Here is a 17,508-nt window from a genome sequence, read left to right on the forward strand (position 1 = left end):
TTTTTTTTGTTGTGTTTGTTTTGTCGGTTTTGGGTGGGTGGTGGGGGGGGGGGGGCGCCGCCCCCCCCGGGGGGGGCGCCCCCGGGGGGGGCCCCCCGGGGGGGGGGGGGCCCCCCCGCCTTGTTCCTGCCCGACGTAGTGCGCCCGTAGAGCCAGCGTCTACCGGTCCGGTCGTTGACTCCGACGATCCGGCACGCCTCGACGTTGGTGTAGCCCTGCTGCATGAGCCGGGAGTATGCCTCCCGCTCCCGGCTCAGCTTCACAGGCCCCTGAGCGTTCCGGTCCCTGCGGATCTCGAAGTCCAATGCATCCCCTGAACTGGGGTGTTGCAACGACTGCTAGGGCCTGTGTGAGGTTGTGATCAGTCTTGGGGTTCTGCCTCTTCTGAGGGCAGAACCCTGTAGGACTGTGGCTGTGACGCGTAGGCAACTCACTGATGATCAGTGGAAGCTGATCGAGCCGTATCTGCCGGTCGGCCGGTTCGGGCCGTACCCCGAGCGGCTGCGGGAGCAGTTCGAGGGGGTGATCTGGCGGTTCCGCTCCAGTGCCCAGTGGCGGGAGATGCCGTCCGAGTTCGGCCCGTGGCCGACGGTCTACGGCCGGTTCCGGGTCTGGCGGGACGCAGGCGTCTTCACCGCCCTGTTGGAGGGCCTGATCGCCGAGGCTGCCCGCGTCGGGAAGGCGGACCTGTCGCTGGTCAGTGTGGATTCCACGTCCGTCCGTGCTCACCACGACGCTGCCGGGATGCTCGTCGGCGAGGAGGTCATGGACGCCCTGGAGGAGGCGGCGCGCGAGCAGGAAGAGGCCCGTCAAAAAGGGGCGAGCCGCAGGAACAGAACGGACACGACGAGCAGCGACGCGCCCGGCTTCGGCGCAGGCTCCGCCTGAAGGAAGCCCTGCTCGGCCGGTCCCGGGGCGGCCTGACCAGCAAGGTCCACCTCGCCGCCGACCGCAGGTGCCGGCCGCTGTCGTTCGTCCTGACCGAGGGGCAGGCCGCGGACAGTCCGCAGTTCATCCCCGTGCTGGAGAAGGTGCGGGTCCGCCTGCCGGTGGGCCGTCCCCGCACCCGGCCCGGTGCGGTCGCCGGGGACAGGGCCTACTCGTCCCGCAGCAACCCCGCCTACCTGCGCAAACGCGGGATCAAGGCGGTCATCCCGGAGAAGAAGGACCAGGCCGCGAGCCGGAAGCGGAAGGGCAGCAGGGGTGGCAGGCCGGTCGGTCACGACGCCGACCTCTACAAGGAGCGGAACACCGTCGAGGGCCTGATCAACAGGCTGAAGGCATGGCGCGGCATCGCCACCCGCTGCGACAAGAAGCCCGAAAGCTACCTCGCCGGCCTCCACCTCCGCGCCGCGATGATCTGGATCGACGACCTCCTGCGGACGACCAAATGATCACAACCTCACACAGGCCCTAGAACCCAAGTGAGCGATCCGGGCCCTCGTTCGCCCTGGCGGGCAGAGGCGGAGGATACGAGATGCGAACTCGTGAGGGGTTGCTCCCAACACGCTTTCCAGATGTTCGTCCGGCTGTCCGGGGACGGTCGTAGGCGTCCTGACCTGCGGCGGAACGACCTGCTGGCTGGGCTCTGAACGGTGGGGGTGAATGCAACCAAAACTGCAACCACGGCCAGCTGTGCTGCGCGCGACTGGCAGGTCGCGCCGATATCGTGGTGCCGATCAGTTGATGGCGTCGTGGGGAGCGAGCGGGGGGCGATCGTCGATGACGATGCGGGTCCTGGCGGCATCGCCCTGTGAGGGAAGCGCGTTGTTGATGACGCTGGCGATCCGGTTGTAGTACGTCGACGCGAGTGCGCGGTCCTCGCGTGAGGTCGTATGTGATTGCTGCGTCGAGTGCAGGGCGCTGAGGATGGCAATCAAGGTGCGTCCGGAAAGCGTCACATTGGTCTGCTCGTCGTCGTCGCCGTTGGCAGCGAGTCCCGGGACGCGGAAGTGGGCGTTTCGGGCCGCTTGTTCCACGATGAAAGCCCACGCGTCGCGGTGGCAGATGAGGTCGGCTGCGCTGATGCCGGCAGCTTGCTCAAGTACGGCGTCGAGCGTCCGCTGCCCGGCAGTCTCCGGGGCCTGCTCCTCGGGTTCGGAGTCAGATGCGTCCAGTGCTGCCTCGTGGGGGACAGGGGGGTGCACGACGGTTGTGGGGATCGGCTCGTAGCTAGGCGCGACTGCAGTCGAGACGGGATTTTCAGCCGCTCTACCCAAGGCGTCTGTCCGTGCTTCGGCCGCCTCGCGGCGTGCTGTCTCAAGTTCGAGACGCAGGGATTCCGATTCGCGGCGGGCGTCGGTGATGGTCTTGTGGGCGTCGTTGAGTTCACGGCGGAGTTCGCGCAGCTCGTCCCGCAGGTCTTGAAGGCCGCCCTCCCGAGTAAGCCGTGCCAGAGCTTCCCCTCTGTCTGCTGTCGCGAACCGTCCAGACTGCATGTCTCGTCTTCGAGTCGACCCGCTCGGAGTGGGCCTGACGAGGGGCTCAACGGGGCGGGGCCAAGCGGCTCTTGAGGCCAGGCCGGCGTGAGTCCCATTTCCGCGCTTGGTGGCCCCTCTCCGGCTCTATGGTCGTGCCGTGGACTTCATAGAGATTGCCCCCGGCGTGACAGCCACGCCCCGGTCTGTCGAGCACGAGAGCAGCATAGGTACGCTCGCGCGAATCCGTGGAATGCATCAGAGGTACGGGCTTGCCCGAGACTTCCTGCCGCGGTCTGGTCCACCGTGGGGATGGGTCATTCCGGGGAATGGGCTGTACGAGTGGAGGGTTCGTGGTGATGACCGCGATGGTGCTCGATTCTTCGTCGTGAAGGGCACATTCAGGCGCAGGGTGATCCTTGTGTCGCAGGAAGCCGCAACTGCTCTCGCGAACCGTATGGGTTCGCGGGCTACTTGATGGCCATGCCAGGCAGTCGGACCTGAGAGGTCGGGTCTTGCGCACAGGTGCAACAGGTCAGTAGGCCCAGGTTGAACCTGTTCCGCGGTACTCCTCGACCGGGATCGGGTGGATGTCGGGGCGCATGCGGTCGGTGTACAGCAGGCCGTCGAGGTGGTCGATCTCGTGGGCGATGAGGCGGGCGAGGCCGAACTCGTAGGTGACGGTGGTGATGGTGCCGTCGAGGGTGGTGACGGTGACGTCCATGCGGAGGGGGCGGGGCACCATGCCGCGGACGTCGAAGAAGCTGAGGCAGCCCTCGTATTGTTCGTCGGTCTCGTCGGAGACGGCCGTGATCGTCGGGTTGAGCAGGATGATCGGCTCGGCGCCGGCGGTCGGGGGAAGGACCAGGGCGGCGGCGCGGGGGATGCCGATCTGCGGGGCGGCGAGGCCCATGCCCTTGGCGAAGGCGTGGACGCGGCCGATGCGATCGACGGCGGCGAACAGCTCGTCGATCACGGTCTGGGCGGCGGCGTGTTCGGCCGGTAGGTCGAAGGGTTCGGCGGGCTGGTTGAGGATGGGGATGCCCTGTTGGACGACGCCGAGGGACTGCATCTGCTGGCTGGGCCGTACCTCGATCACTTGATCTCCTTGGTCTGCTGCGGGTCGTTGGCGGTGGCGGTCCAGGCGCCGACCAACGTCGGCTCGGGCCGGAGTTTGATCCCGGTCGCGATCTCGACCTGGGCCGAGAGCTCGGTGAGGGCCTGGGCGAAGCCCACCGCGGTCGCTCCGTCGTGGGCGGTGAGCGTGAGGGTCCGGCGTTCCGAGCAGCGGATGCCGGCCGCGATCTTGTAGGCGGGGCGGTAGCCGATGTGCTCCAGCAGCCAGCCGGCGCTGGCATGCAGCTGCCCGTCGCTGTCGGTGTGAACCGGACAGCCGGCAGTCGACTAGCGGGCGGCCTGCGCGGCGGTGACGGGCGGATTGAGGAAGACCGATCCGGCCTGGCGGGCATCTGGACCGTGGGGGTCGAGGAGGAGTCCGCGGCGGTGGCGGTTGGCGAGAACGGCGGCCGTCACCTCGGCGACGGGCGGTCGGGTGCTGATGGAGACGCCGAGTTCGTCCGCGAGCGGCTGGTAGGTGACGGGGGCGGCCGGTGAGCGGGTGAGGTGGAACGTTGCGGTGAGGATGGTCCAGCGGCCGGGGTCGTTCTTGAAGCGGCTGTCACGATGGTGGAGGCGGCATACCTGGGCGGGCAGGGTCCGCAGTCGGCCCATGTCCCAGTCCCAGGCGGTGAGGTGGTCGAGGGTGTCGGAGACCTGCTGGCCGTAGGCTCCGGCGTTCTGGACGGGGGCGGCGCCGACAGTGCCGGGTATGCCGGCCAGGCACTCGATCCCGGCGAGGTGTTCGGCTGAGGCCCACTGGACGAGGTCGGCGAGCGGGTGACCGGCCTGGACGGTCGCGGCCACCGTGTCGTCGTCCACCCGCTTCATGGTGATGCCTCTGGTGTTCATCACGGCGACGGTGCCCTCGTGGCCGGTGTCGGAGGCAATGACGTTACGGCCGTGGCCGAGGGTGAGGGGTGCGTCCTCCTGCCGGTCGCCGATCGTACGGACTAGTTCGAACCAATCGTCGGGGTCGGCGACCCGCAGGACGTTGTTGGCCGGGCCACCGAGCCGCAGGGTGGTGAGGGACGCGAGCGTGGTGCTGGGCACGGGTGGCCCTCCTAGGGTTCGTCGGTGATCGCCTTGAGGGCGAGGGCTCGCAGCGGGGCGAGGCGGGTGCGATTGTCCTGGTGGTGGTAGACGGCGTTGGTGCAGATGGCCAGGTAGCGGCCGGTGGTCGGGGCGAGGTAGAGGCTGGTGCCGGTGAAGCCGTGGTGGTAGACCACGCCGCCCTCGTCGGCGAGGATCCAGGCCAGGCCACGGTTGAGGCCCGGCTCGATCTCGGCCTGCGGCCGCATGCTGTAGGCGAGCCAGCGACCCAGGGGCCCATCAGTGGCGTGCGAGGACAACAGGTGGACGGCGAAGGTGGCGAGGTCGGCTGGGGTGGTGAACACCCCGGCGTGGCCGGCGACTCCGCCGAGCAGGGCGGCGTTGTCGTCGTGCGGCATTCCCCAAAGCCGGGGCCCGCCGGTCAACCGCTGCTCGGTCGGGGCGACCTGAGCGGAGCGGGGCACCGGTCCGTAGGTCGTGCTGGTCATGCCGAGGTGCTGCCAGAGCTCGGCCGCCAGCTCGTCCAGGCGCTGGCAGCGGTAGTGGGCCAGGGCCAGGCCGAGGAGGATGAAGCCGCGGTTGATGTACCGGTGGCCGGCGCCGGGCTCGGCGATCAGGTCTTCGCCGCAGATCAGTTCAGCGAGTGGCTCGGGGCGGCCCCGGTACTGGTCGAGGCGGGTGTCGGCCCGTAGGCCGGATGTGTGGGACAGGATCTGGCTGACAGTCACCTGTCCGCCCGGCGCCTCTGCCGGGATGCCGGTCAGCAGTTCCCGAGCCGGGGTGTCCAGGGTGAAGCCATCCATAAGGGAGGTGCCGACCAACGGCCAGGTGGCCAGGACCTTGGTCAGCGAGGCCACGTCGTAGACCGTGTCCGGCCCCGGCCGGGCGTCGCCGCACTCGGGGGCGACGACGCCGGAGGCCAGGTAGCCGGGCGCGGTGTCGAAGATACCGTGGGCGATGACGCCGCCGGGCACGGTGCCGTCAGCGGTCATCAGGTCCAGGCACTCGCGCAGCTCGGCGAGCGCGTTCGGCTTCCACGGCACGGTGAGGGTCACGGCTACTCCTGGTCAATCGTCAGGTCGGCACCGAGCGCGGCCAACTTCGGCAGCAGGCTGCCGTATCCGCGCCGCAGGTGATACATCCCTCGGATCGTAGAGGTGCCCTCGGCGGCCAGGGCAGCGATCACGAGCGCGGTCACCGCCCGGATGTCCTCCCCGGCCACGTCGGCGCTGGTGAGCGCGGACCGGCCCCGGACGGTGATCACCGAGCCAGTCGCGTTGACGGCGGCGCCGAACGCGGCCAGGGCCGGCAGGTGGGTGTCGCGCTGGGTGTAGATCCGCTCGTCGATGCGGGACGTGCCGTCGGCCTGGGTGAGAAAGGCGGTCAACTGTGGCTGCACGTCGGTCGGGAAGCCCGGGTGCGGGCCGGTGGCCATCTGTACCGGCCGTGGCCCGGCCGGGGCGCTGACGGCCGTTCCGCCGTCCAACGAGTCGAACTGGATTCCGGCGTCGGCGAACACCGACACCAGCCCGTCCGGGAACGCGGCCGGCGGGAAGCCGTCCAGGTGGACGGTGCCGCCAGCGATGGCGGCGGCCAGCGCCAGGGTGGCGGCCTCCAGCCGGTCCGGCGGGACGGTGAACACCCCGCCCTGGATGCGGTCGGTGCCGGTGACGTTCAGGGCCGTGCGGCCCCGCCACTCGATGCCGACGCCGGCCTGCGAGAGCAGGGCTGCGGTGTGGGTGACTTCGGGCTCGATGCTGGGGTTGAGGATCGAGGAGGTACCCGGGGTTCGGGCGGCCAGCAGCACGGCGGTGACCGTCGCGCCCAGGCTCGGCCCCCATGAGCGGGTCTCGGCGTCAGTGGTAAACGGCAGCCGCTTGCCGGTGAAGCGGGCCCGTACCCGGCCGCGGTGCACTTCGACCTCGGCCCCGGCAGCTTCCATCGCGGCCAGGTGCCGGTCGATGTAGCGGGCGCAAAAGGCGTCCCCGCCGGGGATGGGGAAGGTGACCTTGCCGGCGCGGGCCAGCAGGGCGCCGCCCATGACGGCGGTGGTGCGGATGCGCCGTCCGAGGTCGTCCGGGATGACGGGGAAGTAGGAGTCGGCCGGACGGGTGGCGAACTCGTCGTCGGTCACGGTGGCGCGGGTACCGGTGCGGTGCAGGATGTCGGCGACGACCGAGGTGTCCAGGATCCCGGGGGCGCCGACCAGCGTGAGCGGGTCGTCGGCGAGGATCGCGGCGGCGTACAGGTGCAGGGCGATGTTCTTGCTGCCCTGGACGGTGGCGGTGCCCGTCAGGCGGCGGCCCCCGGTGATCCGTACGGCCCGCTGGGCGGTCGTCGTGGTGGTGTCGGTGGTGGGCATGGTCACCTTCCCTGGCTTCCGGCCGGGAAGAAGCCCCCGACCTGGGTCTTCGGATAGAGCACGGTGTGCGCGCCGATCAGAGTGGCGGGCTGGAGGACGGTGCCAGCGGGGACGATCACGCCGTCGCCAATGACCGCGCCGAACTTGGTCTGGCCAGTGGCGACTCGGTGGCCGTCGAGGTACGCGCAGACCGCTTCGGTGGCCGGTTCGGTGACCGGCCCGGAGGTGACCCGCAGGCCGGTGGTGGACACGAACGCGCCGATGTTGACGCCGAGGCCGAGCACGGAGTCCCCGACGAAACTGGTGTGCTTCATAAAGACGCCACCGGTCAGCAGCGAGCGGGTGACCTCGGCGCCGAAGCCGATCCGGCAGCCGGGGCCGACTACGGTGTTGTCGCGCACCCGGGCGCCGGCTTCGATCACAGCGCCGGGGCACACCAGCACCGGACCGGTGACGAACGCGCCGTCGGCGATGACGGCCCCGGGCGCGACGATCACGTGGCCCCGAACGGTGGCGCCGGGCTCGATGGTCCCGGCGGCCTCCGGCAGGGGGACGTCCAGGTTGCCGGCCAGGAGGTCGGTGATGGCCTTCTTGAGGCCGAACACGGTTGGGCAGTGGCTCAGCAGGTGCAGCACCACCGGGTCGGTGACCTGCTCGGTGTCGAAGTAGTACGCGGGGGTGGTGCGGTAGTCGATGCGCTCCAACTCAGTGTGCAGCGCGGGCGCGTCGGTCAGCCGGTGCATGGCTGGATCTCCTCTCGGGCGAGCGAGCGGAAGAAGGAGGTGGGGTCGTCACGACGGCCTCCGGGTGCCTCAGGAAGCAGGCAGGTCGGGCGCGGTCGCCGCAATCTGGGGGCTGGCCTCGGCGGGCTGATTATGAACAGCCAGGCCAAGCAGGGCGAGCACGGGCAGGTGCAAGGCGGCCCAGGATGCGGTGAGGAAGGCGCCGAGTCGGTCACGATCCGCCGGGGCGGCGTGCCGCCGGTTGTCGGGCGGTGGGGAGGTGCTGGGCGTTGGCATGGGAGGGCCTTCGGCAGCAGGGGGAGGAGCGGACGTTCCCCAGTGAACTGCCGGGCGGAAGGCTGGATCCGTAGCCGGACTACGGCCCGTAGTCCGGCTACGGTCAGACGATTTGAACGCCCGCGCGGGCGGCGAAGTCCCGTACGCCAGGCAGCTTGCGGTCGTGCCGAAGCAGGGGGGCGACGAGGTCACGGACGGCACCCCGGCGGATTTCCTGCGGGGCCGCCTCCTCAGCGGCCAGGAGAGCCCGGTAGCACTGTTCGGGCTTGTTCCACTGGTCGAACGCACGGGCCACATCGGTGAAGAACCGGGCTTGCCGCTCGGCGGTCGGCAGCGCGGTTGGGTCGATCGTGGAGGCCAGCTCGATCGCCCGGCCAGCGTCACCGAGCTCGTAATGCACCGACAACTCGTGCAGGGCGACGCCCTGGATGCCGTCGACCAGGCCGGAAGCCCGGCCGGCAGCTGCGGCGCTGTCGGCAGCCTCACGGATTAGCGAGTGTGCGTAGGCGCGGTCGCCGGTCTTCGCGGCGGTGTAGGCCGCAGTGGCGTACAGGTCGCCGCGGGCGGCCAGGCGGGCGGACTCGGGCACCGTAGTGTCGGCGAGGAGGTCTTCGGCGGCGACCACCACGATGTCGGTTGCTCGGGCCAGACTGCCCTGGCGGCGCCAGGCGCTGGAGACCATCCGCTGTGCCTCGGCGACCACCAGCGGGTCGCCGCCGCCCCGGGCGGCGGTGAGCGCGCGGTCGGCGGTGATGGCCACCAGGTTGTTGTCGCCGATCTTGATGCACAGTCGGACCGCGAGGTTGTAGAGCTGGGCGACGTTGCGAGCCCGCTCCTCGGTGCTGCCGACCATCTGGGCGGCAGCGATCCGGCTCGGCAGAGTCTCAGCGAGCGCGTCGTACTTGGCCGCCTTGAACTCACGACGGGACGTCAGGAGGGAGGCAACGACGGTCTCGTGGGTGGGCTCGCTGCGGGGCGCCGGAACCCGCCCTGTCCCGTAGAGCAGCAGGTCCTCCAGGCCGGCCAGCGGTGACGCTGTCTCGGCGTGCGCGGCCTGCTGGCCGACGACCGGGGTGAACAGGGCGGCAGCCGCCAGGGTCAGGAACGGGCGGCGTCGCACATCGTCCTCCTCGGCAGCGGAAGTGCTCGTCAGCGTAGCCGAGGTGGACTTGCGGGGGCGGGACCTTGGCCGGTCTGCGGCTGGTTGCGGTAAGGCCATCAGCTCGTTGAGCTCGCAGCTCAGTACCTCCGCGAGGCGCCGGAGCAGGGTCAGGTCTTTCACCTGCTGCAAGTCCCGCTCGACCAGCGACATCCAGACCTCGCTGCGGTCGAGCTCAGTGGCGAGGCGGAGCTGGGTCCACTCCATCTCGGCGCGACGGAGCGCGATGAACTTGCCGAACGTGATGCCGTTGCCCCCCACGCTGGCCCCCGGTGCCGTGTTGAAGCCACTACGGATCGCTACCGTACCGATGGTTGGGGCCACGGTGTGGGGCTTTCGGCGCCGAGCCAGCGTTCACCGCACTGTCCGGCGGGCTTGAGTCGGGCTGCGTTGCTGGCCCCCGAGGGTCTTGCCCTGAGGTCATCTGTGTTGCCCTCGCACCCCTGGGCGAGAGCAACTCTCTTCGCTGCGAGGTGCACGCAGGGTAAGGACTCCTTGCCTCACAACTTGCTCCGGCTGTGCGCCGTGAGGCGCTCTCCGATCGCGCGAAGGTGAAAGGACTTCGCTGCTCCCCCTGTCGCAGCACGGGGAGTGTAGCTGGGGGCAGTTCGTCCTGGGAGACGCCAGGCCGGATGGAAGCAGCCCCGACAACGCCGGGACGGTCCAGCACTGCCAGATGGATCGGGTTCGGCAAGCGAGACGCAGAGGTGTACGAGAGGAATCGATGTGTACGCCCCTTAATGAGTTGCCAGCTCCAACCTGGCGGATATGGGCTGGTGACGGTGCGTTCCCACTCACTGAGCATGACCGAGTGGGGAACTTCCGGGAAGGCATAGGTGGGCCGTCCCGGGAGGCCACGGTGAAGGACTGCGGCGTAGTCGTGGCGATGCCGTAGGGGCAAAGTCGAGCACCTCCTGTGACAAACGATCGGGAGTGAACACGGGAACTGCCTGGTGACAGCTCCCTGGGACCGGACAGCCAGTCCGGGCGCGGGGATAGGTCCGTCGTCGGCCGAATGCGCCGGGCAGGACGGAGCCGCCGTAGTAGTCCGAGGCCGGGAAAGCCGGTCACATAGCGAAGGGCGGCAGCAGTAACGAGAGGTAAGGAGGCTGCAATGCCGGAAGACGCCGCGCCGAATGGCACGGCTCCGGACCTGATCTCGCAAGGGAGTTGGGCCCGGGTATCGGAGATGCAGGCCAAGCTTCACCGTTGGGCGGTGGCCGATCCCGGCCGCCGGTTCGACGACCTGTTCAACTTCGTGCACCACCCCGCGACGCTCCAACGAGCGTGGGACCGGGTGGCGGGCAACACCGGGGCGAAGACTCCCGGATCCGACGGCCTGACGGTCGGCCGGATCGAGCGGGAGATCGGCGTCCGGGTGTTCCTGGAAGGGCAGCGTGAGGCGATCAAGGCGGGCGAGTTCCGTCCCCAGCCGGTGCGGGAGCGCAAGATCCCCAAGCCGGACGGGTCCGGGAAGGTCCGCAAGCTGGGCATTCCCACGATCGCCGACCGCGTGGTCCAGGCTGCGCTGAAGCTGGTGCTGGAACCCCTCTTCGAGGCCGACTTCATGTCGATCTCCTATGGGTTCCGGCCCGAGCGGCGGGCGCACGACGCCATCGCCGAGGTCCAGCGCTTCGGCTCCCAGGGCTATCACTGGGTGCTGGACGCTGACATCGAGGCGTGCTTCGACCGGATCGACCACGCGGCCCTGATGGACCGCGTGCGCCTTCGGGTGAAGGACAAGCGCGTGCTCTGCCTGGTCAAGGCGTTCCTCAAGGCCGGGATCCTCACGGAGCTCGGCGGCATCGAGGAAACGCATTCCGGGACGCCGCAAGGGGGCATTCTCTCCCCGCTGTTGGCCAACATCGCGCTGTCGGCGCTCGACGAGTACCTGCACCGCGACTGGCTGCCCGGCGGGCAGATGCACACCAACTGGCAGCGCATGAAGCGTCGAAGCCGAGGCCAACCGACCTGGCGCATCATCCGCTACGCGGATGACTTCGTCGTCATGGTCCGCGGCCAACGCGGCGACGCTGAGGCCCTGCGCGAAGAAGTCGCTTCGGTGCTCGCCCCGTTGGGTCTGCGGCTTTCGCCGGAGAAGACCCGGATCGCGCACCTGAGCGAGGGTGTCGACTTCCTCGGCTTCCACCTCAAGTGGATGAAGAAGCGAGGGACCGTCGACAAGTGGTTCGTCTATACGCTCATCGGCAGCCGGCCCGTTCGGCAGCTGAGGTACAAGATTCGAGCCCTGACCCGCAGGACGTCCCAGCTGGACCCCAGATCCGTACTGATCCGGCTCAACCAGATCCTGTACGGATGGGCCATGTACTTCCGTCACGCCGTCGCCAAGCACACGTTCAAGAAGATCGCCGACTTCGTCTGGCGACGATTCACGACGTGGATGAGGCAACTGCACCGCTGGGGATGGAAGGACATCTGCCGGTGGCTGCGCGGTCCCGACGGGACCTGGCGACCACCCGCAGTGGACGGCATCGAGTTGATCAACCTCGCCCGCAAACCGGCGGTCACCCGCTACCGCTGGCGCGGCAACACGATCCCGACCCCTTGGTCCAGCTACTGAACCATTCCGCTCAACGGCAGGAACTGTGGAGAGCCCGTTGCGTGGAGACACGCACGGCGGGTTCGGAGAGCGGTCTGGGGAAACGGACCACGAGCAATCGCGGCACCGCGCCCCAGGCCGACTCACCTCCAACGGTCCGACCTGGATCCGGATTACAGGTCCCTGTAACCAGGGGCCACCAATGCGCTGGCAGTGCTCTTTCTGAGCTTACGCAGACCAGATCACGGGACGTTACGGCGTGCGGTGGAAGCGCGGAAAGCTGCTGTGGTTCGACGGCTGATCCCCGAGTCGTCAGCCCGGCAAGCTCAAGGGCGGGCTGACGACCAGGTAAAGCGAAGATCGACAACTGCGCTAACCGATAGTCGAGTTGACGGTCGGCCGCCCGGCCGGACGACCCTGCCCTCCCCGCCCGCCGTCGCGGACGCGGCCCGGGACCGGCAGGCCCGATCAGCCGATCGGTGGTGCGAGGTACTCCAGCGCGTAGCCGTGGCCGTCGCCGTCGCTGGAGGGGGTCACGCGGGCGATCCCGGGTGAGTCGAGGTGGGCGCCGGCTACGAAGTGGTCGGGGCGGGTCAGTCGTTCGAGGAGGGCCGCTCGCGCGTCGCGGGCCTGGGACTGGTCGCCGTCGAACTCCCAGGCCACGTTCGGCTGATCGAATTGGAGGGTGGGGACATGGACGGTGTCACCCCAGACGAGAAGATGCCCGGTGCCGCTTCTGACGTCGTAGACGGTGTGACCAGGCGTGTGGCCCGGTGTCGGGATCGCGGTGGTCCAGTCGTTGATCGCGACCTTCCCCGACACGGGTACGACCCGGTCGCGGATCGGATCGAGCCGCCCCGAGAACACCGAGGCGTCGCCCGCGCCGACCCACACGCGTTCGAGGCCGGTGAATGCTTCCGAGCCGTCCGGAGCGATCAGTCCGCTCACATGGTCCTCGTGCCGGTGGGTGATGGCCACATCGGTGATGCGCGCGCGGTCGACTCCCGCTTCGTCGAGCGCGTCGTAGATCAATCCCATGGTGGGGTCGGGCCAGACGTCGGACGCGCCGGTGTCGACGAGAACCGACCGCGTGCCGTCGGTGACGAAGAAAGCGTTGACCGACAGCCGCAGGTTGTCGCCGGCCAGCGGGACCGCGGGCGGCAGCACGTCCAGCGCGCGCCCGTCCACGCCGCGGAGCCGTGTCGGCGGCATGTCGATGTACCCGTCTCGCAACGAGGTTACCTGCAGGTCGCCGAATTCGAACGTGGCGTGGTGCCGGCCACACGAGATCAAACGCATGGAACCCCTCCGTCATGTCGGGCGCACATCGTGCGTCTCCGATAGGAGATCAGATCTCCTTTAGAAGAACACTACACTGTGGGCAGCGCAGTACCCATCGATCGAGGAGCACGGTGGTCGAGCAAGACGGAAACGCGGCCGAACCGCAGCACGGTGACGACCTGGCCGGTGCGTTCGGCGGCAACGTGCGGCGGCGCCGCGAGGAGGCGGGCCTGACGCTGGAGCAGCTGTCCGAACGGTCGTCGGTCAGCCGGGCGATGCTGTCCAAGGTCGAACGCGGCGAGAAGAGCCCGACGATCGGCGTCGCGTCCAGGATCGCCCACGCGCTCGACGCGTCGCTCTCGGACCTGATCGGTACGCCGGCGGCCGCCGCGCCCGGTGTCGCCCTCGTCATGCGCAAGACCGATCGCCCCGTATTCCGTGACCCGGAGACCGGCTTCGAGCGGCACATGGTGTCGGCGGCCCCGGGCGCGGGACGAGCCGAGATGGTCGTCCACCACCTTCCCCCGCACGTCTCCACCGGGCTGCTGCCCGCGTACCCGCCGGGTGTGGAGAAGCAACTCGTGGTACTCGAAGGCACCGTGACCGTCGCGATCGGCGGCATCAGCGAGACCCTGAACACGGGCGACTCCCTGTTCTTCCAGGCCGACGCGGACCACGGCTTCGCCAACCCGACGAACGCCCCCTGCGAATACATCATGGTCATCTCGCGCAGAACCTGATCGGCGGCGGTGTGCGGGGCTCGACGAACCCGCCCCAAGCCTCCGCAGTGACCTTGACCCTGATCCTGGCCCTGCCCCTGACGCCTGCCGCCGAAGGCCGGAGGAGGGCCCAGCCACCCTGCCGGGACGGCCGACCGGAACGCGGAACCCCCGGTCCGGTGCCCGCGGGATCGCGGATCTCAGAAGCTGTAGCCCTTCCCGCAGAACGTGGCGGTGACCTTGTGCGGCTCGAAGTCCGGGAGCACCGAGTGGAGGTTGACCACCTCCGGCACGATGAGCAGCAGGTCGATGACGAGCGCGATGATCAGCAGCGGCATGAGGGGCCGCGCCATGGCGTTCCGCCCCCGCACCGCGGCCCACAGCAGTACGGCGAGGAAGGGCGCGGCAAGTATGCCGATGGCAGGACCGGCCCATGCGGCGACCTGCGCGGACACGGGTATCGCGGGGGTGGGGACGCACACCAGTCCGCTGACGTAGTGGCCGTGGGCCCAGAACGCGTAGACGGTGCAGGCCAGTCCGACCGGGACGGCCAGGATCGCCATGGTGGTGAAGAGCGGCCACCGGTCGTTCGAGGACGAGCGGGCAGGAACGGTGGTGGAGTTGTGAGCCATCTGACCAGTGCCAATCGGGATCGGGTTGCTTGGGCCCCAACTTACTGATCGTTTCAGAATGAGTTGAGCGCGGGTCTTGCGCTCGACGATCTTGGTCGGCAGAGCGTCCGAGTGCGTGTTGATCTTGTTCCGGAAGACCTGTGGGAGCGCGTTGCTCCGCTGCTGCCACCCGCTCCCGAACGGCGACACCGCCACCCTGGGCCACTGCGAGTCCCGGACCGGGCAGCCCTCGCCGGCATCGTCTACGTACTGCGGACCGGTGTCGCATGGCGCGATGTCCCCGCCCAGACCGTGGGCTGCTCCGGAGTCACAGCCTGGCGTCGGCTGCGGGACTGGACCGAGGCCGGCGTCTGGCCCCGCCTGCACGCCGCGCTGCTGACCGAACTGCGCCGCGCGGACCTGCTGGACCTGGACGACTGCGCCGTGGACGGCTCGCATGTCCGAGCTCTCACAGGGGGGATCACGTCGGCCCCTCGCCGTTGACCGCGCCCGCCCCGGCTCCAAGCACCATGTGATCGTGGACCGTTGCGGCACCCCGCTCGCCGTGACGCTCACCGGAGGCAACCGCCACGACGTCACCCAGCTTCTGCCGCTGCTGGACGATCCGCGGGCTTCGAGGACGCCCGCGGCGCAGGCCCCGACGGCTGTTCGCCGATCGCGGATACGACTTCGACAAGTACCGCCGCCTGCTGTGGAAGCGCGGCATCAAGCCGATGATCGCCCGACGTGGTGTCGCTCATGGCTCCGGGCTGGGCAAGGTGCGCTGGGTCGTTGAACGTGCCTTCGCCTGGCTGCACCAGTTCAAGCGGCTCCGCATCCGCTACGAACGACGCGCCGATCTCCACCAGGGCCTGCTCGAACTGGCCTGCAGCATCATCTGCCTCCGACGCCTACGAGCCTCATCCTGAAACGATCAGTTGGCTACGCTGAACCACCCCGGCCGCACCTCGGTCAGAAGCGGTTGCAGCGACCGCACTGCGGACCGCAGGTCCTCATCCGTGACGTCAACAGTCTCCGGCAAGCTCAGCCCGTAGCAGCGCAGCCGCCAGAGGTCGAAGACTTCACTCCCGTCGGCTGCGAAGTCCATATCGACCTCAGTGCCGTTGTCGCTGACGAAGCGACAGCCTGCCCCATGAACGGTGTAGGAGTAGGCACCGATGTGATCACTCCGGCTGATCCGGCGCGACCGGGCCAGGCCGAGGACATCCGCCAGTCGCTCAAGCGAGGGAATCGCCACCCTCATGGCCTCGTCAATCGCGTTCAGAGCGTGGACGTAGCCGAGCACGAGGTCTCGTGCAGCCCCAACCCGTTCCATACGGCCTCATCCCCCTGAGCCTGTGGCTGAAGAGATTGTTCCATGAGTCGCCAGCGTCTCCGCAGGACGGCATTCTGAAACGATCAGTTAGAATCTCGGCGGCCGCCCCGATCATCTCCCCCGACAAGCCGCGGGTCTCGTGATCGGACCCTGCGCCTTCCTGAGCCGAAACCCCCAACTGACCGGCCGCACCCGCGCCTTCGTATCGTGTACGCCATGGCGAATGAAGCGGAGCCGGCATCCCGCCGCACCGACAGGCACGGCAACAGGTCTAACTCGGCCACGGACGGCACCGCCTCCCACCGGGACACGTGCAGCTGCTTCGACCAGCGGCGAGTGAGCAACCGGCGGCGGGTGAGCTTCCACCACGAGCAACAGGACACCTCCTCGCCCGCCTGGCAGCACCTCCTGGCGCTGATCGAGGAGGCCGCCGCGGACGGACGGGAGGTGTTTCGACCACTGATGGAGATGAGCCCCGAGGATCGGCGCCAGATCGTCACCCTGCCGCCCAGCATCGCCAAGCTCACCGCCGTCAAGCAGTTCACCCTCTACGGCAGCAACCTCGTTCGGATCCCTGCGGAGATCGGCGCCATGAGCAGCCTGCAGGAGTTCACCCCGTACACGTCGTACCGGCTGCACTGGTTCCCGTACGAGATGACCAGGTGCCCGAACTTGAAGCGCAGCACGGTGAGCACGCGCGCCCTGTACGGGAACGAGAAGCTCCGTCCACCGTTTCCCCTGCTCCAGCCCGCCGGCACCGCAGCCACTGGCCTCGACTCGGGCTCGGGCACGGCGACACCGATCCCGGAACATGGGGTTCAGCAACGATCCGCAAGTGCAGCATCTGTGACCGGTCATTGGAAGGCACCGGGATCCACCAGGCGTGGATCTCGTTGCGAGTTGCCACCGACGTCCTGCCACTGCTGGTCAACGCCTGCTCCGCATCCTGCCTGCAGGCCCTTCCCGAGCCCCCGGAGGGCCACCTCCGGCACCCGCACTCCGGTGGCCCAAGCCTTGCGCAGCCGACCGCCCACGCGACTTGGACGCCGCGCTCGCGGACCCTATGACTTGGGACGATCCACAGGACCCGTGGTGGGTGGGCGCAGTCACCCTGTCGCTGACGGAAGGAGGGCGCAACACGCTCTTCGCTCAGGACTCCACCGGGGCGGGCACGGCATCCACCGCGTGAAGCGCCCCGGGACCGTCGTCAGGCCGGAGCTCTGGCACCGGTCACATGCCGCGCTCGGGACCATAGATCGGCGTGGGGCGTTCGGTGGGTGACATCGGCAGCGGTTCGAGCAGCACCGGGCCGGGGTAGAAGGCGGAGCTGTTCGGGCCGACCATGTCCTCGCCGACGAGGTAGCGGTAGAACCATTCGGAGAAGCTCATCCGGTACTCGTACCAGGATCCGTCGTGCTCCACCGCACAGATCCGCTGTCCCGTCCGGTCGGGCAGCGGGGCCAGGAAGACGTATTCGCCGCGGTCGGTGTTGGTGATCGGGATCAGGCCGTCCCTCGTCCCGAACCTGACCTCCTGCAGGCCGAGGGCAGCGCGGATGTTCTCCTCCGGCTCCACCCAGTCCTCCCGATCCCAGTCGAGTCGGGCCCAGGCTTGGGAGGTCTCGCGGATCTCCTTCCCGAGGTTCCAGCGCTCGGTGGCCGGATGCGAGAGGTACAGGTGCCCGTTGATCTGCATCGGAGCGTAGGCGTCGACAATCGCCTTGTAGTCCTCGGGGAAGTCGATACCGATCTCGGCCTCCAACTCGGCCCATGCTTCCGGGCTGGCGAAGCGCCGTTCGCCCGGGCCGAGCATGGCGAACACGTCGGCGAGATGGTCTCGCATCGGCTCTCCTCATCGGGTTCGGGCGTCAGAACG

15 protein-coding genes and 2 pseudogenes are annotated in these 17,508 nt (G+C 68.8%); 4 read left to right on the forward strand and 13 right to left on the reverse strand.

From position 1 onward, the window contains the following. Window positions 1-414: 414 nt before the first annotated feature. A pseudogene (locus tag ACIRST_RS09395) lies at window positions 415-1,394 on the forward strand (IS5 family transposase). Between the two features lie 285 nt (window positions 1,395-1,679). Here the strand turns inward: ACIRST_RS09395 and ACIRST_RS09400 are convergent. From ACIRST_RS09400 to ACIRST_RS09435, 8 genes are all read right to left on the reverse strand, one after another. Continuing rightward, window positions 1,680-2,438, reverse strand: a complete 759-nt coding sequence (locus ACIRST_RS09400; protein WP_402801139.1) for a hypothetical protein — start codon at window positions 2,436-2,438, stop codon at window positions 1,680-1,682. Between the two features lie 514 nt (window positions 2,439-2,952). Continuing rightward, a complete protein-coding gene (locus ACIRST_RS09405; protein WP_402801141.1) occupies window positions 2,953-3,516 on the reverse strand; it encodes a peptide deformylase in 564 nt (187 codons plus the stop codon). Further along, the gene (locus tag ACIRST_RS09410) at window positions 3,513-3,779 is read right to left on the reverse strand and encodes a hypothetical protein (protein WP_402801643.1); all 267 of its coding nucleotides are present in this window, start codon (window positions 3,777-3,779) and stop codon (window positions 3,513-3,515) included. Before ACIRST_RS09410 ends, ACIRST_RS09405 begins: the two co-directional genes overlap by 4 nt. A 42-nt stretch (window positions 3,780-3,821) precedes the next feature. Then, entirely contained in the window at window positions 3,822-4,586 is a 765-nt protein-coding gene (locus ACIRST_RS09415; RefSeq protein ID WP_402801143.1) for an FAD-binding protein, read from the reverse strand. An 11-nt stretch (window positions 4,587-4,597) separates the two neighbouring features. Then, window positions 4,598-5,641 carry a serine hydrolase domain-containing protein gene (locus ACIRST_RS09420; RefSeq protein WP_402801146.1) on the reverse strand — a complete coding sequence of 348 codons (1,044 nt, stop codon included), beginning with the start codon at window positions 5,639-5,641 and terminating at the stop codon, window positions 4,598-4,600. A gap of 2 nt (window positions 5,642-5,643) precedes the next feature. Continuing rightward, the gene (locus ACIRST_RS09425; RefSeq protein WP_402801148.1) at window positions 5,644-6,948 is read right to left on the reverse strand and encodes a UDP-N-acetylglucosamine 1-carboxyvinyltransferase; all 1,305 of its coding nucleotides are present in this window, start codon (window positions 6,946-6,948) and stop codon (window positions 5,644-5,646) included. Between the two features lie 2 nt (window positions 6,949-6,950). Then, window positions 6,951-7,691 carry a hypothetical protein gene (locus ACIRST_RS09430; protein WP_402801150.1) on the reverse strand — a complete coding sequence of 247 codons (741 nt, stop codon included), beginning with the start codon at window positions 7,689-7,691 and terminating at the stop codon, window positions 6,951-6,953. A gap of 379 nt (window positions 7,692-8,070) precedes the next feature. Next, window positions 8,071-9,450, reverse strand: a complete 1,380-nt coding sequence (locus ACIRST_RS09435) for a helix-turn-helix domain-containing protein (protein WP_402801152.1) — start codon at window positions 9,448-9,450, stop codon at window positions 8,071-8,073. 790 nt (window positions 9,451-10,240) lie between these two features. Here ACIRST_RS09435 and ltrA point away from each other — a divergent pair. Further along, on the forward strand, window positions 10,241-11,707 hold the full coding sequence (gene ltrA, locus ACIRST_RS09440; RefSeq protein WP_402801154.1) for a group II intron reverse transcriptase/maturase: 1,467 nt from the start codon (window positions 10,241-10,243) through the stop codon (window positions 11,705-11,707). A 447-nt stretch (window positions 11,708-12,154) separates the two neighbouring features. Here the strand turns inward: ltrA and ACIRST_RS09445 are convergent, their stop codons facing one another. Then, a complete protein-coding gene (locus ACIRST_RS09445; protein ID WP_402801156.1) occupies window positions 12,155-12,985 on the reverse strand; it encodes an MBL fold metallo-hydrolase in 831 nt (276 codons plus the stop codon). 113 nt (window positions 12,986-13,098) lie between these two features. On the opposite strand from ACIRST_RS09445, the gene ACIRST_RS09450 reads away from it, so the two are divergent. Then, on the forward strand, window positions 13,099-13,707 hold the full coding sequence (locus ACIRST_RS09450) for a helix-turn-helix domain-containing protein (RefSeq protein ID WP_402801158.1): 609 nt from the start codon (window positions 13,099-13,101) through the stop codon (window positions 13,705-13,707). A 179-nt stretch (window positions 13,708-13,886) separates the two neighbouring features. Here the strand turns inward: ACIRST_RS09450 and ACIRST_RS09455 are convergent, their stop codons facing one another. Continuing rightward, window positions 13,887-14,318 (reverse strand): hypothetical protein, encoded by a 432-nt coding sequence (locus tag ACIRST_RS09455; protein ID WP_402801160.1) that lies wholly within the window; start codon window positions 14,316-14,318, stop codon window positions 13,887-13,889. A 111-nt stretch (window positions 14,319-14,429) separates the two neighbouring features. On the opposite strand from ACIRST_RS09455, the pseudogene ACIRST_RS09460 reads away from it, so the two are divergent. Continuing rightward, window positions 14,430-15,226, forward strand: a pseudogene (locus ACIRST_RS09460) (IS5 family transposase). A gap of 5 nt (window positions 15,227-15,231) precedes the next feature. Here the strand turns inward: ACIRST_RS09460 and ACIRST_RS09465 are convergent. The 3 genes from ACIRST_RS09465 to ACIRST_RS09475 form a co-directional block, all read right to left on the reverse strand. Continuing rightward, complete coding sequence (locus tag ACIRST_RS09465; protein ID WP_402801162.1) at window positions 15,232-15,603, reverse strand: DUF6896 domain-containing protein; 372 nt, start codon at window positions 15,601-15,603, stop codon at window positions 15,232-15,234. A gap of 578 nt (window positions 15,604-16,181) precedes the next feature. Next, on the reverse strand, window positions 16,182-16,328 hold the full coding sequence (locus ACIRST_RS09470; protein ID WP_402801165.1) for a hypothetical protein: 147 nt from the start codon (window positions 16,326-16,328) through the stop codon (window positions 16,182-16,184). Between the two features lie 535 nt (window positions 16,329-16,863). Beyond that, complete coding sequence (locus ACIRST_RS09475; RefSeq protein ID WP_402801166.1) at window positions 16,864-17,475, reverse strand: SMI1/KNR4 family protein; 612 nt, start codon at window positions 17,473-17,475, stop codon at window positions 16,864-16,866. Window positions 17,476-17,508: the final 33 nt, after the last annotated feature.

The organism is Kitasatospora sp. NPDC101447 (assembly GCF_044767225.1).
In the GTDB taxonomy this organism is placed as follows: domain Bacteria; phylum Actinomycetota; class Actinomycetes; order Streptomycetales; family Streptomycetaceae; genus Kitasatospora.